This window comes from Paenibacillus sp. FSL H8-0315 (assembly GCF_038005365.1).
Lineage (GTDB): Bacteria > Bacillota > Bacilli > Paenibacillales > Paenibacillaceae > Paenibacillus_AQ > Paenibacillus_AQ odorifer.
Map to the genome: position 1 here is coordinate 4,884,703 of NZ_JBBOTA010000001.1, position 15,825 is coordinate 4,900,527.

The 15,825-nt window shown below is 43.8% G+C and carries 10 protein-coding genes and 2 pseudogenes; 10 read left to right on the forward strand and 2 right to left on the reverse strand.

Translation table 11 applies throughout. From position 1 onward, the window contains the following. Positions 1 to 16 precede the first annotated feature (16 nt). Complete coding sequence (locus MHB56_RS21270) at positions 17 to 1,585, forward strand: hypothetical protein (protein WP_341143968.1); 1,569 nt, start codon at positions 17 to 19, stop codon at positions 1,583 to 1,585. 72 nt (positions 1,586 to 1,657) lie between these two features. Then, on the forward strand, positions 1,658 to 2,215 hold the full coding sequence (gene sigK, locus MHB56_RS21275; RefSeq protein WP_339174427.1) for an RNA polymerase sporulation sigma factor SigK: 558 nt from the start codon (positions 1,658 to 1,660) through the stop codon (positions 2,213 to 2,215). Positions 2,216 to 2,434: 219 nt separating this feature from the next. Here the strand turns inward: sigK (MHB56_RS21275) and MHB56_RS21280 are convergent, their stop codons facing one another. Beyond that, positions 2,435 to 5,593, reverse strand: coding sequence for an amidase family protein (locus MHB56_RS21280; protein ID WP_341143969.1), 3,159 nt, complete (start codon positions 5,591 to 5,593; stop codon positions 2,435 to 2,437). Positions 5,594 to 6,489: 896 nt separating this feature from the next. Between MHB56_RS21280 and sigK (MHB56_RS21285) the strand changes: the two are divergent. Then, positions 6,490 to 6,963: pseudogene (gene sigK, locus MHB56_RS21285) on the forward strand (RNA polymerase sporulation sigma factor SigK); the annotation flags it as partial. A 399-nt stretch (positions 6,964 to 7,362) separates the two neighbouring features. Here sigK (MHB56_RS21285) and MHB56_RS21290 read toward each other — a convergent pair. Then, positions 7,363 to 8,328, reverse strand: a complete 966-nt coding sequence (locus MHB56_RS21290) for an NAD(P)H-dependent flavin oxidoreductase (protein WP_036675848.1) — start codon at positions 8,326 to 8,328, stop codon at positions 7,363 to 7,365. Positions 8,329 to 8,632: 304 nt separating this feature from the next. Here MHB56_RS21290 and MHB56_RS21295 point away from each other — a divergent pair. From MHB56_RS21295 to MHB56_RS21325, 7 genes and pseudogenes are all read left to right on the forward strand, one after another. Next, a pseudogene (locus MHB56_RS21295) lies at positions 8,633 to 8,892 on the forward strand (sigma factor); the annotation flags it as partial. A 504-nt stretch (positions 8,893 to 9,396) separates the two neighbouring features. Then, positions 9,397 to 9,555 (forward strand): hypothetical protein, encoded by a 159-nt coding sequence (locus tag MHB56_RS21300; protein WP_254848792.1) that lies wholly within the window; start codon positions 9,397 to 9,399, stop codon positions 9,553 to 9,555. Then, positions 9,479 to 10,426, forward strand: coding sequence for a Gfo/Idh/MocA family protein (locus tag MHB56_RS29880; RefSeq protein WP_256715765.1), 948 nt, complete (start codon positions 9,479 to 9,481; stop codon positions 10,424 to 10,426). The genes MHB56_RS21300 and MHB56_RS29880 overlap by 77 nt, the downstream gene beginning before the upstream one ends. 501 nt (positions 10,427 to 10,927) lie before the next feature. Beyond that, positions 10,928 to 11,560 carry a carbohydrate-binding family 9-like protein gene (locus tag MHB56_RS21310; RefSeq protein ID WP_341143970.1) on the forward strand — a complete coding sequence of 211 codons (633 nt, stop codon included), beginning with the start codon at positions 10,928 to 10,930 and terminating at the stop codon, positions 11,558 to 11,560. A gap of 224 nt (positions 11,561 to 11,784) precedes the next feature. Further along, positions 11,785 to 12,663, forward strand: a complete 879-nt coding sequence (locus tag MHB56_RS21315; protein ID WP_341143971.1) for an ABC transporter ATP-binding protein — start codon at positions 11,785 to 11,787, stop codon at positions 12,661 to 12,663. Beyond that, the gene (locus MHB56_RS21320; RefSeq protein ID WP_341143972.1) at positions 12,660 to 15,119 is read left to right on the forward strand and encodes a hypothetical protein; all 2,460 of its coding nucleotides are present in this window, start codon (positions 12,660 to 12,662) and stop codon (positions 15,117 to 15,119) included. The genes MHB56_RS21315 and MHB56_RS21320 overlap by 4 nt, the downstream gene beginning before the upstream one ends. Further along, positions 15,116 to 15,808, forward strand: a complete 693-nt coding sequence (locus tag MHB56_RS21325) for a hypothetical protein (RefSeq protein WP_076302149.1) — start codon at positions 15,116 to 15,118, stop codon at positions 15,806 to 15,808. Before MHB56_RS21320 ends, MHB56_RS21325 begins: the two co-directional genes overlap by 4 nt. Positions 15,809 to 15,825 lie beyond the last annotated feature (17 nt).

Consider the following 15,825-nt stretch of genomic DNA (forward strand, 5'->3'; position numbering starts at 1 on the left):
AAGGAGAATCGAAGATATGGCTATCCTATCAACCGGACCGATTGAAAATAATCAGGTCAGTGGTGAAAGCCCAACACAACAATTGACCGTTAAAATCGAAAATCGTGATTCAGTCAATAATGGGAGCATCATGATCCAGGGATACTACCTAAACGGGACCAGAACGTTATATATACTCGAAACAATTATTATAAGCCCAAATGAGGTAGTAACGAAGAATTATTATGCGAACTTTAGTGCCTTTGAGTTTATCTTTACAACCAGCGGTGTAGCAGAAGATCAAATTGAAATGTCCGTTTGGGGGAAAAATGCTTCAGGGCAACTTGTAACACCTCACCGTATCGTATCTTCAGAATTGCTAGAAGCAACAAGTACTATCGATCCTAATGCAACCATAGTGGGAGTAGGGCCAAATGTTAGCTCTCAATTTAGCGAATTAAGAACAAGTGAAAAAACCCCGATTATTGAACTGACCTCGGTATATGGATTATCTAATCTAAGAGACGTTGTTGCCACACTGGGCAGTGCTACAGTTGGAAATACCAACACGGAGTTTCAGTTAACTACGACAGCATCGGGCGGAGATATTGCCATCCTCCAAAGTTCGGAGAGAGGAAGGTATGAATCAGGTCTAGCTGCCGAAGCAGGTATAGGCATCCGTTTACCGGTTGCGCCGACAGGAAGCCAAGTGGTGAGATGGGGTGCTTTTGACGATCAAAATGGCTTATTCTTTGGTCAGAGTGTAGCGAATGGAATATTTGTAGCAATTCGAAGAGCAAGTGTTGACACTGTAATTCCTCAAACATCCTGGAACGCAGATAAATTAGATGGAACGGGGCCAAGCGGGATAACGCTTAATTTATCGGAAGGTAACATTTTTCAAATGGTATTTACTTGGTATGGGTATGGAGTCATTGAATTTAGAGTAGTGCTTCCCAATGCTACGACTTTAGCACAAGAAGTAATTACAGTTCACCGGTTCTCACCTAGCGGGCAGACAAGTCTTGCTGATCCTAATCTTCCCCTGCGTGCAGAAATATTTAATAATGGCACAGCAGCTGAACTCAATTTATTTGTTGGAGGAAGACAATATAGTATTTTAGGCAAATATAATCCAGTCTTCAGGGTAACTTCCGAAAGAAGAACAGTAACTGCGTCAGGAACCCTTACACCTGTTTTGTCCTTTCAAAGAAAGGAGATTTTCCCGCCAGGTTCAAGTAGAGCAAATTCAGTCAGTGTAAAACTCGAAGCGATTGATCTTGTAACTTCCGAAGATATTTACTATCAACTCATACTCGGTGGAACGATTGATGGAGCTTTTACAAACTTCCCAACTGTGACTACTAATATCCCCTCTTCAGAGACCGCTCTTCTAGTTAATAATACTCTAACGACAATATCAGGAGGTCAGGTCCTATTACAAGGGTTAGCAGCTGGAGCTGGAGGTATGGCTCGAATTTCAGCATCTGCTTCATTATTGGATTTCCAATTGCCTGATAATGAATTTGTCTCACTGGCTGTAGCAAATTTAAGCGGCGCTACTAATTCTGTTACTGCTACTTTTAGCCTTACAGAAGAATGGTAATTAATGATGCCATCTTTATCTGGTTAGGTTGCAATGAAAAGATGGAGACTAACTTGGCGGATATCTAAATAAATCTTAAGCACAGAATCGCGTAATAATTTGACATCGTATCGTGTCCACAACCTCAAGAAATTCGATAACACTGGGGAAGACATGGAGGATCTGATCTCCATCGGCACCATCGGCCTGATAAAAGCTATTGAGAGCTATCGTCCGAACAAAGGAACCAAACTAGCCACAATTGCTGCTCGTTGTATTGAAAACGAAATCCTGTTGCACCTGCGTTCGCTCAAGAAAACACGTAAAGACGTATCCCTGCATGATCCAATTGGGACGGACAAAGAAGGTAATGAAATTACTCTCATCGATATCCTTGGTTCGGAAGCGGATGATGTTATTAAAGAAGTGGATTTGAAGATCGAGAAGAGTAAGATTTATCGTAATCTTGATATTCTTGATGACCGGGAAAAAGAAGTTGTGGTTGGGCGGTTTGGATTGGATACAGGCGGGGAAGAGCGGACGCAGCGGGAGATTGCTAAGGAGCTTGGCATTTCGCGGAGTTATGTTTCGAGGATAGAAAAAAGGGCGCTCATGAAGCTGTATCATGAGTTTTATAAGGCTAAGCGGTGAGACTGATGACAATTACACAGTAATAATCCATTAATAATAAAACTTGAAAAGCGACTTGTCTACGGATGAGTCGTTTTTTGTGTGGATAGGGTTAGCCCTACTTATGATACGGTTCATCGCACTATCTGTAACGGCAAGTTATAAGGCCATCCCTTTCGGGATGGCCCTTCCTGTAAACGTGGTTACTCGAGTACTCTGTCGTTTTTAATTGAATTTCTTTTAATTAGTAGTTTCTAGTAATCTGGAAACAATTGCTGCAAACTCTGCTCTAGTAATATCTTTTTCAGGCTTAAATGTACTGTCTGCGTATCCTGTAATAATATTATTGGATGCGAGTGCATCGACGGAATCATAATACCATGCATTTCTTGTAACATCTTTGAATGATGTGTTTCCAGTACCAGTTAGCTTAAAAGCTCGAGTGATTAGTACCGCTAATTCACTACGGCTAATCTTCTCATTTGGACGGAAGCTTCCGTCGCTATATCCGTTCATCAAGCCTGATCTAGCAGCTGCACCAATAAACTTATTCGCCCAATGAGTTGGAGATACATCTATAAAGTTACTTTCTTGTCCTTCAAGTCCCATATAAGTTGCAATTACTTTAATTGCTTCGGCACGAGTCAAACCTGAATTTGGGCGGAATGTTCCATCGGAATACCCCGTCAATAATCCCTTAGCAATTAGTGCGTCAATGCTTGTTTTTGCCCAATGATTCATTGTATCTACAAAACTAACAACTTTCGGTTTATCTGCTGGTATTATTGTTTCTGCAGGTGACGGTGTTTCTATAGGCGTTGTTATTGCTGGAGGTGTCACCGTACCTCCTCCAGTATTTGGATGGGGTGGTCCATTATCTGTGTTTGGATCAGGATTAGTAGAGTTTGAAACGTATTGAAGTGCTGGAGCAAATGTTGTAAGTAGTCTAGCTTGACTTTGTTGCTCAAGAGCGTAGCTCATGCCTAAAACTTTTGCATCGTCCCATGCTCTACCAACCAGTTGCATAGAGATAGAATATCCGCTGTCATTCGTTCCTACAGGAACAACTACCGTAGGTAGACCCATAGTAGAGGTTAATACGCCTGTGTTACGGTCTGAACTTAATTGAGAAGCTGCTGCGTCATTGTTATATACGTCACTAATAAAACCTGCATAAACAACAGCATCAACGCCATTCGCGTCCATCCAGCTTTTAATAACATCCTTATAGTCAGTTCTATACTTAATGTAATCTTGTACAGCCTGTTCAGTCATACGAGTTGGGGTACTATATCCTCTTTGATTATAGATAAGCACTTTATCTGAAGCTAGTACACTTGCTCCATCAATATAAGGGAAGTCCTTATGCAACTCAATATAACGTGCCCAACCTTCAGTAGATCCATTAATACCTGAAGGACGACTAGGGCCTGATGGTACAGCTGACATTTCAACCATAGTCGCACCCGCTGCTTGAAGCTCTGAGAACTTATCCATCACTGCCTGTCCAGTATCATCATCAGCATATGCAGATACAAAGGATGCAGGAATGTATCCAATTTTCTTTCCTTTCAATGCATTAACATCCAGAGATTCCTTCCAATCCACTGGACGCTTATGATCTGCATCAGCAGTGACTGTGAAAATATCCTGTGGGTCCGTACCCGTTGTAGCATTCAATATAATAGCTAGGTCAGTTACTGTTTTAGCAATGGGACCTGCATAATCTTGTCCCCAAGTGAGTGGCAGTACACCTGTAGTACTTGCCATACCGTCTGTACCCCGGAAGCTTTTTAAGCTAGCGCCTGTAGTTGGTGCATAGAGAGATACCCCTGTTTGCGATCCCATTGCTGCTGCTGCAAAATCAGCTGCAACAGATACTGCAGACCCGCCGCTTGAGCCAAAAGATGTTTTCGATGGATAGAGTGCATTCCATGTTTGCTGCCAGCCGCTTTCACTAAAACTTCCGCTGTTAGCAAACTCAGAAGTATTTACTTTACCAATAATTACAGCTCCAGCTTCCCGCAGTTTTTTCACTTGGAATGCATCAGAATCAGGCTGCCAGCCTTCAAGAGCTTTACTGCCACCGGTAGTAGGCATATCCTTTGTATCATAAATATCTTTTATCGCAATTGGAATACCCAATAAATCACCTTTTACACCTTGTGCACGGGCATCGTCAGCAGCTTTTGCTTGGTTAAGCGCAGTTTCAGATACATGCAGGAATGCATGGAATCCCAATTGTCCCTCATCGTATACCTTGATTCTATCTAAATAGGCTTGAGTAATTTGTACAGAGGTAGTTTTGCCAGTAATCATATCCTGTTGCATTTCTGCAATTGATTTATTCTTAACATCATACGGCGATGAAGTTACTAATTCTTTAGGCGCAGGAGCATTTGGTATAACCAGATGATCTCCAGTATCAAGTCCCTCTATAGCAGATATATCCCAGTTGCTAATTGACCGAATTTGTGCGTTTGTTAATCCTGTTACATCCAGCAGACTATTAAGTCCATCTAGCATAGCAACCAGATTTTTCAACCCTTCTTCACCAGCTTCTCCAACTTGTACATAATTTACTAGGGATTTCGATTCGCCCGGCCCAATATTTAGTGAATTAATGAACCCATAGAAATTCGCTTCATTTCCATACTCAGCTAAGGGTATTGTGAAGGGATCCTGTTGCTGATTACCTAGACCGGTTAATCCATTATCAAACGGCTTTGGAGATCCCACTGCAACGCCTAGCGGCTTATTGTTTTTGGCGCTACTATCTACAACAATCCATGAATCATCTGTAGTTACCTTTAGATCGCCTGAATAGGTTGCCTTAACTACTGAAGCATTTGTTGTTGTACCATATCCTAAAGAGCCACCGAATGATACATCAACTTTTATTGCCACATCATTTTTATTAGTGAAAGTATCAAAGAATCTCGTTCGATTATGAATAGTATCCACATACACCTCACGTGTTACTGTTACATTTCCTAGATTTACAGATTGAGCCGAAGTAAACTTATTAACGCCGTCATATTTCAAGTCAAACCCACGCATCATTTGACCATTCATCAGCGGAGCTGAAGGCGAGGACACTTTAACAAAGATATTGCCGAAACCTTGTACTTGTGTAGCACCAACTGTACGTAAACTTCCTGTGTCTAAGCTAGGAGCAAAAACATCGTGAATCTCCCATACTGTGCCACTTTCTGAAGTAACTCTAGTTAAAGCGTCAGCTGTTTGGAACGGAATTACACTCGTAGCAATAACAGATAACACAATTGAAGTAGCTATAAATTGCTTTTTACTCCAATTTTTTTTTGCTGGTGAATATTCAGATCGGGTGGAACCAGAATGCTCTCTTTTAGTTTCACGTAGACGTTTGAACTTATTCATGTGCGTAATCTCCTTTTCCTGTATGTATTTTATTATTTAATGTTAGGAAATATAACACTAGTATTTGTTTCAGTCAATGAATATTATAAATTTAATATATTTTGAGTTTGTGAAAAGGAAAAAACGGCTCTTTTAATTATTATGTGTAACGTATATGTAAACTATTGTGTTAAATAGATTACAATTTATGATAGGTTTTGGAGTGTCTATAGGATATTGAGTATCATCATCCGGCTGCATCACCAAAAACCTTGAATTTCACTTATCTCTATGTGTATTTGACGAAATCAAAAAGAAAAGGAACAGCTAAAAATTAACGGAGAATATTATTTTTTTCATTTCATGAAAGTGGAAGATTCTATATCGGAGCATGGCATAAAGCAGAATCACTGATGATTCCAGATGCATAGCCGCAAGATCACTAATGGGCATCCTGAAAAGAGTAAAGTATCTGCTGGGAAAGAAGCCATAAGAATAGCCAGGTAGTGTATCTGGAATAAGTGGGATTTCATTGTGGAAACCACTTTAGCGGGTGGTAACGTTATAAGGTAGATGAGGATGCAAAGGAACAAGGCTTTGAAATTATTGTGTTTTATGTGGAACTAGCAGATGTTCGGCTAAATATTGAATGTATTGCTCTACGTGTGAAAAACGGTGGCTATCATATTGAAACCGAGGATATTATTAGACGCAATTTAACAAGTATGAATAATCTGATATCTTACTTAGAGTTGATTGATCAAGTAAAGTGTTATTTAAATGGATTACCAGGATGTACACAAGAAATCAATGGGAAACTACAAATTAAATATAATATGCCAAAGGAAACCAATTCGAATCAGAATCGATCGTAATTGGTTTATTTTTTGACATCACATCGTGCCCATAACCTCAAGGAGGATTTGATCTCCATCGGCACCATCAGTCTGATTAAAGCTATTGAGAGCTATCGTCCAAACAAAGGAACAAAGCTAGCCACATTTGCAGCACGTTGTATTGAAAACGAAATCCTGATGCACCTGTGTTCGCTCAAGAAAACACGTAAAGATGTATCTCTGCATGATCCAATTGGGACGGACAAAGAAGGTAATGAAATTACACTTATCGATATTCTTGGCTCCGAAGCTGATGATGTCATTAAAGAAGTCGATCTGAAGATCGAGAAGAGTAAGATATATCGCAACCTAGATATTCTGGATGACCGGGAGAAAGAAGTTGTGGTGGGTAGGTTTGGGCTGGATACAGGTGGAGAAGAGAGGACACAGCGGGAGATTGCTAAGGAGTTGGGGATCTCGCGGAGTTATGTTTCGAGGATAGAGAAGAGGGCGCTCATGAAGCTTTATCATGAGTTTTATAAGGCTAAGCGGTAAACTCATAATCACAAGGTAGTATCCGTTAACCGGCATACATAGAAAGCTTCAAGGACCATATTAGAATTATTTAGAGAAGATATAGTTCAGCGAATTTTTGTAGTAAACCAACTCATAAAAATACATGAGAAAGGGAGAGGGAAAATTGTTAAGTGGTGCTCTGAAGAGTACATATATCCAGTCATCTTTTACGATTGGGCTTATTGCATTTTGGCTGTGAAGATATTTAGCTGTTGTTGCAATTAAAAAGAAAGGTACGGAAATCTTTGGTTAATACAACACAAAAGCTTATTAAATATAACTAAATTTGAGTATCAAGCGAAATAAAAAAACCACTTATGCTCGGAAATCCCAAGCTTGCTTAAGTGGTTAATCGTGCTTTTGAATCTTATAACAACCTTAAGTTGTCGGGTTCAATGCCCCTTGATACTCATCCATTAAATTGTCGATAATCTGCTGTACGGACAAAATCTCTTTAATCTCATGAACTCTGGACCCAGCAAAAACCAATCCGTTCTTAACATCTCCTCTAAGGGAAGTGAGCAGGGATTCCATTGTACAGAAGCGATGTGAACAAACCTTTAGACAATTATAGCATTTGACTATCTTTAATTTGGCATCATCACTGATCCGGTCCGTAAATTCATTCCGAATCGCTCTACCTTCTAGACCCACAGTAGACTTGATTAGGACAGTATCTCCTTGCTGAGCATCTACATACTTTTGCTTGAAGGCTAAGGGAGCATCACACTCAAGGCTAGCCACAAAACGGGTACCCATTTGAACACCAGATGCGCCGATCCGAAGGGCTTTTGCGATATCATCCCCTGTTAGAATTCCACCCGCAGCAATAACAGGAATCGAAACGGCCTCTAAGACTTCAGGAAGGATATCAAACATGGATCTGTCTGTACCTAAATGGCCTCCAGCTTCGAACCCTTCTACAACGACTGCGGAGGCACCAAGTCTTTCGGAAATTCGGGCTAATTTGGCGGATGAAACAATAGTTACGACAGGAGTACCATATTCTTTACCCCAAGCATAAATATCTCTAGAGATTCCGGCTCCGGAAATAATAAAGTCAACCTTTTCCTCCAAAGCAATCTTCATTTTTTCGGCAAAGTCCTTCACTGCGAATAGTACATTCACACCGATGTAGCCATTCCCTTTAGAGAGTTCTCTTGTTTTGCGAATATGCATTCTCAGCTCATCAGGAGTAATCCCTGTACCAGAGATGGTGCCGATCCCGCCTGCATTGGCTACAGCAGCGGCTAGTCCACTTAAGGATATGCCTACACCCATTCCACCTTGAATAACAGGAACTCTCGATTTAATATGTCCGAATTGGATTGTTGGAAGTTTCAATTACACACCTCTTTTGCAAGTTGTTGACATTATTAATACTCCTCTAGAGTAATAAGATATATCGTAACACAGCTAATTCTTTCCCGGATGTGACTGTAAACATGCTCAAACTATGTTAAATATCATGTCTTTCAACTGTTAAGTTGTTGATATCAAGTGAAAATTTAAGAAAACGAAGTGACTATTAAAAAAAAGGACAATGAATAACAAAAAAAGAGCCATCCATCCGGTAAAACCTTCATACTTCTATCAACGCTTTTCTATCAAGAAAGTGGATTTTGACATCGTATCGTGTCCACAACCTCAAAAATTCGATAATGCCGGAGAAGACATGGAGGACTTAATCTCCATGGAACCATTGGCTTGATTAAAGCCATCGAGAGCTATCGTCCGAACAAAGGAACCAAACTAGCCACATTTGCAGCACGTTGTATTGAAAACGAAATCCTGTTGCACCTGCGTTCGCTCAAGAAAACACGTAAAGACGTATCTCTGCACGATCCGATTGGGACAGACAAGGAAGGTAATGAAATTACACTTATCGATATCCTTGGCTCTGAAGCTGTATCATGAGTTTTATAAGGCGAAGCGGTGAGGATATTAGATAATAACTTAAGATTCACTATAGAGTGTTTTAAAAGCGACTTGCAAAAAGGGAGTTGCTTTTTTATGTGCGCCCAGCATTGGCAATCTATAGGGTTGAAGTTTCGCATACATCGTACAAAAATGGCAGACCTTGCGGCAAGCGATAGAAGAAAGAACCTATGAACCGAGCCCCTCCCCTACATAGAATTAGAAGGAATAACGGAATCGTGCAAAAAGTAACTTTCTTTGCTAAATAAAAATATCCATCATTCTTATATAATAAAGGTGACAAGGTATCATAACAAGATGCAGGTTATTCTGTAGTAGTCCGGTATTGTACAAATGTAAGAGAAGTATATGCATGAAGAATGGTAAATCATCAATGCCCAAGAAGACTAGACGTTGTAAGGAGACTTCGGTTTCTCCCAACAAGGAGCTTGGATCAACATAAAATAACCTCCGCGAGTGAGAAGGATAGGATGGATGCATCATGAAAAGGTACGGGGCGGTCGTGATAGGCTGCGGTTATATGGGCTCTCTCCACTTGGACGCGATATCACGACAGGTGCGGGTTCGGTTGATCGGCGTGGCGGATTGGAACCGGGACAGGGCCTCCTTAGTGGCAAGCCAATACGGAGCTGAGTGTTGGAGCACGGATTACCGGGTCTTGATAGAGCGTGATGATGTGGATCTGGTCATTATCGCCACGTACCCGTCCTCCCATCTGGGGATCGCAAAAGATTGTCTCGCTGCAGGGAAACATATCCTATGCGAGAAGCCGATGGCGGGCAATGCACGGGAAACACAGGAATTCATGAAGCTGGCCCGTGGAGCTAAAACCAAGGTGCTGATCGGTCACATCCTTCGCCATAACACTACGTACCAGGCGGTTATGAAGATGATCCGGGAGGGCGCCATCGGCTTCCCTTTGGTCATCCGGCTATCCCAATTGAAGCCCTCCAAAAATTGGGCTTCCCACTTATCCCTGCTCCGGGACGTCTCGCCGATCGTGGATTGCGGCGTCCATTATATCGATGTGATGCGTTGGGCTACAGGGGCGGACGTAGTAAGCGTCAATGGGATCGGGCAGCGTCTCTACGAAGATGTCCCGCCGTATACTTACAATTACGGACTCATGACCCTCCGTCTGTCGGACGGCTCCATCGGCTACTTTGAGACAGGGTGGGGCAAGGGGCTTCCGACTGATAACCGGAAGGAATTTATCGGACCGGCAGGCCGGATTCGCATCATATACAAGAACGAACGACCGCGAGAGGATCAGCATCTGGGGAATCTGATCGAGGTCGAAGACTACCAGAAAGGAGCGGTCCGGCAGATCAATATGGACTTCTCCGTAAAGCCTACGGGTGCCCAGCTGGACTATTTCCTGTCCATGCTGGAGAACAACTTGCCCCCTATACCGGCAATGGAGGAAGCCTGCCGGGCGATGGAGATCGCTCTCTTAGCCGACCGGGCGATCCATGAAGGAATTACGTTACCTTGCGCGAAATAAGGGTTGAACAACATGGTGATGGTAACAGGGGATGAACCGGTGCATGGTGTACACCTGCTGAGGAATAAATTGTCCACACCCATGCAAAGTACGGCAGCCGACATCAGTCAGTCGAACTGGGGGATGTATACGGTGCCGTCGGGTACCACCCGCTGGATCATCAACGGATTGCAGGGCTAGTAAGCTCCGGAGCCATATTACGGGAGGTTCCATTCGGCGAGGTGAAGGTAGATTTCGACACCTATTTCGCCGCATTGCAGGAGAACGGATACGGGGGGATCTGACCATCGATCGGGAAGTGGGGGATGCGCCCGAGGGGATATAGAGTGTGCAGTTCCATCATCCGCTAATACAGGTAACGGCAGACGGCCGTGCGAAATTTCGGGGATCGAGACTGCGTATTGGAAGACCGGTAAGTCGCGGGTCTAAATAATCAAGTTAATTAATAGGGTTGTTTTGCTGTGTTAGCCTAGTAGGATTTCCAACCGAAGGGAATGAACCATGGAAAGAAAATTAGAAACCTTAGTGATTTCCCGACTGATAAATCAGACGGATGCTTCAGTTACAGAAGATTTCCAGATCATTAAACAGTATCAATGGCTTAAAGGATATAACCCGGTCGTTACAGCAAGATTAAATTACAGTCAGGAGGATCTGAAGCTTCAGTTTAAGGTTTACGAACAGAATCCAATACGAACATATAGAAACATGAATGATCCTGTGTATAAGGATAGCTGCATTGAGTTCTTTTTTCAGCCTACTCCGGATTCGGACCAGCGCTATATGAATTTCGAATTTAATGCGAATGACGCAATTCTCTTGCAGATAGGAGCGGATCGGTATGATCGCTTCCCAATCACTATCAATCCAGCACTTTTCCAAGTCCTATCCACCACGGATCAGATTAATGATAAAGGGGAAGCGTATTGGGAATTAAGCTTTTCGATCTCATGGGCATGGGTACAATCTTATTTTTCGGATTTTCGGGCAGTACCGGGAAAAAGGATAAGAGGAAACTTTTACAAGTGCGGCGATGAAACGGTTTATCCGCACTTTGGAACATGGAGCAAAGTTCATTCGAACAAACCAGAATTTCATAGAAGCTGTGATTTTGGGATTCTGTACTTAGAGTAACTGCGAAATGCAGGTTAATGAATAACTTCCGAAGCCGCATATACGGGGTTGGAGGTTTTTTTGTCGTAGTAGACACATCGAACAAATGTCATATTGGCAGCGCAAGGATACTATTATTTTAAAAAAATACCTGTTTTTTAAACTTTTAGAAGGGAGTGTCGTTATACTGTTCGACAATCTACTCGTGCGCACGGTAGTTGGCCAAGTACGAATGGAGGCAGGTAATGATGCATGTAGTTATCCAGCAATTGTGCAAAAAATATGGCAGTAAACAAGTACTGAACGGAATTAACCTGACATTGGGTACGGGTATGTTCGGCTTACTCGGTCCCAATGGGGCGGGAAAATCAACATTGATGCAAATATTGGCAACAGTAATACCGAAAACATCAGGGGATGTACAAATTGGACATTGCAAGCTTGGGCGGGATGAACGTGAAATTCGTGGCTTGCTTGGCTACCTGCCACAAGAGTTTGGCGTATATCGCAAGTTGACAGGCGCAGAATATCTCGATTATGTCGCGTCCATGAAGGGCATTACAAATGGAAAAGCCCGGAGGAAAGCAGTAGCCGAAATGCTGCGCCGAGTTAATCTGGAGGAGAAGCGCCATGTGCGTATAGGCAAATATTCTGGCGGGATGCGGCAGCGCATCGGTATTGCCCAGGCGTTGCTAGGTGATCCGCAGTTCATTATTGTGGACGAGCCTACGGCAGGGCTTGATCCCGAAGAACGCATGCGATTTCGTGATATGCTGACTGAGCTGGGTAAAGATCGTACTGTGCTACTGTCTACACATGTCGTCGCCGATATTGATAATAACTGTAAGAGTATGGCGATTATGAGCGGAGGGCGCATCGTATTTCACGGTACGCAAGAACAATTGCTCCAGCGTGTGCAGGGACAAGTGTGGACGGTCCAAGTGGGTGATGAGAAGCTTACAGAGCTCAAAGAAACTGCAGCCATTGTGACTGCAAAGCGTTCAGGAGCCGGCTATGAGGCGCGTGTTCTTGCCAGTTCTGTCCCATTACCTGGAGCAGTCCAGGCAAAGGCAGGACTTGAGGACGGATATATCGCGGTCATGAGAGCGGGGAATAGCCAATGAGCCTGATTCGCTATTACAAAACAGAGTGCAAGTTACTGCTGCGTGGCCCAGGCTTGTATCTAATGCTGGCAACTGTGGTCGGCATCCTGTATTTGATGTTTCAGACCGCCGATGCCAAATTGGATCGTGCAGTATACGTGATGGATATTTCTGAGGTGTATTGCCTTGTAGCCCTCATTATTTTGCCTTTGCTGGCAACAGCGATAGCACGGCGGGATGAAGAATGGAAGACAGCAACCATGATGGCTACCTTTCCGTATCGAACATGGGAAATGGAGGCTGCACGCTTGCTCTGTGCTGTAACCCTTCCGTTAGCAGCTGCGCTCGTGCCAATGGGGGCTTATGTATGGTTGGTCGTAAATGATGGCATCTCATGGGGAATGCGTGAATGGTATACCTCTGCTGTATTGGCTTCCTTTGCCATCCCGATGTTATTTGCAACTGTAATTGCCTACTTAGTAGGTATCATTATCCGCAAGCGATACAGTTACTTGATCAGCTTCGTCCTGTTGCTTAGCTTGGCAATTATTTTACCGGAATTTTTTAAGACCGATCGCCCATCTTTTTCATTACCCCCTCATACGCAGATTTGGTTCGATTATTCACTAGTTAAATATATTGGTAAGTCTTACTCACGTATGTGGGGATTTATATATGATCCGGCATTTTGGCTGCATCGCGGCATCGTTGCAGCTTTAGCAGCAGGAATGGTCATGACTGTTCTACTTGTAGTATGTAGACGCAGGCGGGAACGGGTCAAGGCATGGCTTGTCTATCCCACGATGCTGATTCTAGGTGCAGCATTGTTATGGGCAGGTAGTGCGATGTACGGATACCTGCAGGAACGGGCAGATATTGCGGATGCCAATGAACGTTTCTATCGCGAACGTCTTACTTCAGCCAATGATATCACGCAACAGCGTGAATTGGAGCAACTGCTCGTTGCTGGAATTGCAGCGGGTAAATATTCGGAGGCGGATATTGAGGAAATGTCTCGGATCACCCTTAACACAAACGGGAATACCAGCAATCCGCTCTCGGTATCGCATATTAAAGATCTGCTTGTCGGAATGAAGTTCCAGGATCTACACATTAACAGCTACAAGCTGAATTTGGAATTACTGCCGCGGCATGGGTTAGAAATACAGGCGACGATGCAAGCAAGCAATGGACAAGCGGCAACACTAGAGCGATTCCCAATCATGCTGCGACATATCTTTGATGTACAGGAACTGAAGGTGAACGGTGCTGCAACTGCCTATGAGTGGGAAGAGGCTACAGATGTACTTTGGATCAAGCCTGCAACGGATGTTATGCCAGGGGAGCATATGGAGATCGAGATGACATATAGAGGTACCCTAAATGATTGGCGGCATTATTATTCCGTCGCTCCTAGCAGGGATAGATGGGAGCAGATCGCTGTTGTCGACGATAACAGGATTTTCCTGCCAGCTTTCTATGGCTGGTACCCTGTTATCGGCAATAGCCGGCTATCGGAATTGCTTACCGATCACTACGAATGGGGGCGTCACGCTACAGATATTCTGGACACACAACTGCCGCGCCCTATGGCGGGCTTTGAAGTTGCTATCACAGGGCCAAGTGGCTTGAAACTGTTCTCCAACGCCTCTGTCATTACTAGTAAGATGGCTGGAGAGAAGGGAGCGACCATCACGCGCCTGGAGCTGGATGAAGCAAGCGGACTTACATTATTTGGGGGCGATCTGCAACTTGCAGAAGCGACGGCAGACGGCAAGACGTTGCGTCTGTTGGCATCTGGTCAATTGCCTGCCCGTTCTGTCGAAGAAGCAGCACAGTTCGCAGCCAGGCATTACGCCCAAGCGGCGCGTACTTTGAAAAAGTTGGATGGAGAAGCTGCAACGAGTTTTCCCCAGACGGTTACTATGGCACTTGCCGATTATCCGTATTATAGTTTGAATATGGTGAGTATGAGAACCCTTGGCATGGTAGATGCATCAGTTGGAGGTCCGGAAGCTCGCGATGTCCACTTTTTGTCTAAGGTGTCTGTGTCAAGTTATTTTGGGGCGGAAATTGATCGAGGGAAAAATGGGAATATCCAACTGAGAACGGGGCAGTACTGGCTTGATTACAGTGCCAAACGTAGAGAGATTAGAAATGCGAGAATGTTAAATTTAAACGCCCAATATACACTGAATAACTTTTTTCAGGCTTATAACGAGCTCAAGCTGGTCGGAGGCAAACTGCCAGATCGACTGTTCGAACCTGTTAGCAGCTATTTTTTGAACGGTACACCGAATCAGGTTTATGACCTTATGAATACCATATACAGCCAGTACGGTATTGAAAGTGTCTACGATGTCATCAAGCTTGTCTATGACAGTATTGGCACAGAGCAGCTAATCGAGGACATTGATGAACAAATGGAAGCGCTTCTGCGAGGCTATTTGCAAAGGAAAATGGAGGGAGGACAATGAAGGTTGCCCTCATTCTTTTGTCCCGTGCAAAATATGCTTGGCGCATCCTATGGGGCGGCTACTTGCTAGCTATAGCTATTATTGCGGCGCTGATAGCAGCTGGTTGCCTCATGCTGCCAATGATGATGCCCTCTCCTGGTTTTTATCATGTCAAAGTGGCTTTTATATTTGTGCTGCCTTTACTTGCGATTGCCTTGAGTGCTGCCTTGTTCGCCGATGATTTCAGTGAGGGTACTTTTGCCCATCATTTCAGCTATCCATATTCACAATTACTCGTGTTCGCCGAGCGAGGAGCGGTCGCTGCGCTATTGCTAGTTATCTATGAAGCAGCGTTGCTCTGGGCAATTGACCGCTGGGCGATCGTTTTAAGTACGGCACAACTAGCTTACATAATTAAACATAGCCTCAGTGTGAATATGTTCCTTGGCGGTCTGGCGGCATTGGGCAGTCTGCTAGGGCGCAATATGGCTGTCGGGCTAGGAGTGGGGGCAACGGTGTGGCTGCTGGAGTATTTTATGTCCAGTATGCCGCTCAATCGGTACTATTTATTTCAAGCCGTCTGGCCGGTGAGCCGGTTCACAGATAAATCGCATAACGCTATCGCATTATTTGCAGCAGCTGGAATACTGCTTTTCTGCTGTATGCTTCTATTGGGGAAAGGCAGAGGTTGGCTCGTGTGCAGGCAATAGTGCTGAGCGAGAAAGGA

Excerpts from the sequence above, each read along its gene's own strand:
- MHB56_RS21315 (WP_341143971.1), top strand. The coding sequence starts at position 11,785 with ATGATGCATGTAGTTATCCAGCAATTGTGCAAAAAATATGGCAGTAAA.
- MHB56_RS21325 (WP_076302149.1), top strand. The coding sequence starts at position 15,116 with ATGAAGGTTGCCCTCATTCTTTTGTCCCGTGCAAAATATGCTTGGCGC.
- MHB56_RS21310 (WP_341143970.1), top strand. The coding sequence starts at position 10,928 with ATGGAAAGAAAATTAGAAACCTTAGTGATTTCCCGACTGATAAATCAG.
- MHB56_RS21270 (WP_341143968.1), top strand. The coding sequence starts at position 17 with ATGGCTATCCTATCAACCGGACCGATTGAAAATAATCAGGTCAGTGGT.
- MHB56_RS21300 (WP_254848792.1), top strand. The coding sequence starts at position 9,397 with ATGCATCATGAAAAGGTACGGGGCGGTCGTGATAGGCTGCGGTTATAT.
- MHB56_RS21320 (WP_341143972.1), top strand. The coding sequence starts at position 12,660 with ATGAGCCTGATTCGCTATTACAAAACAGAGTGCAAGTTACTGCTGCGT.
- MHB56_RS21280 (WP_341143969.1), bottom strand. The coding sequence starts at position 5,593 with ATGAATAAGTTCAAACGTCTACGTGAAACTAAAAGAGAGCATTCTGGT.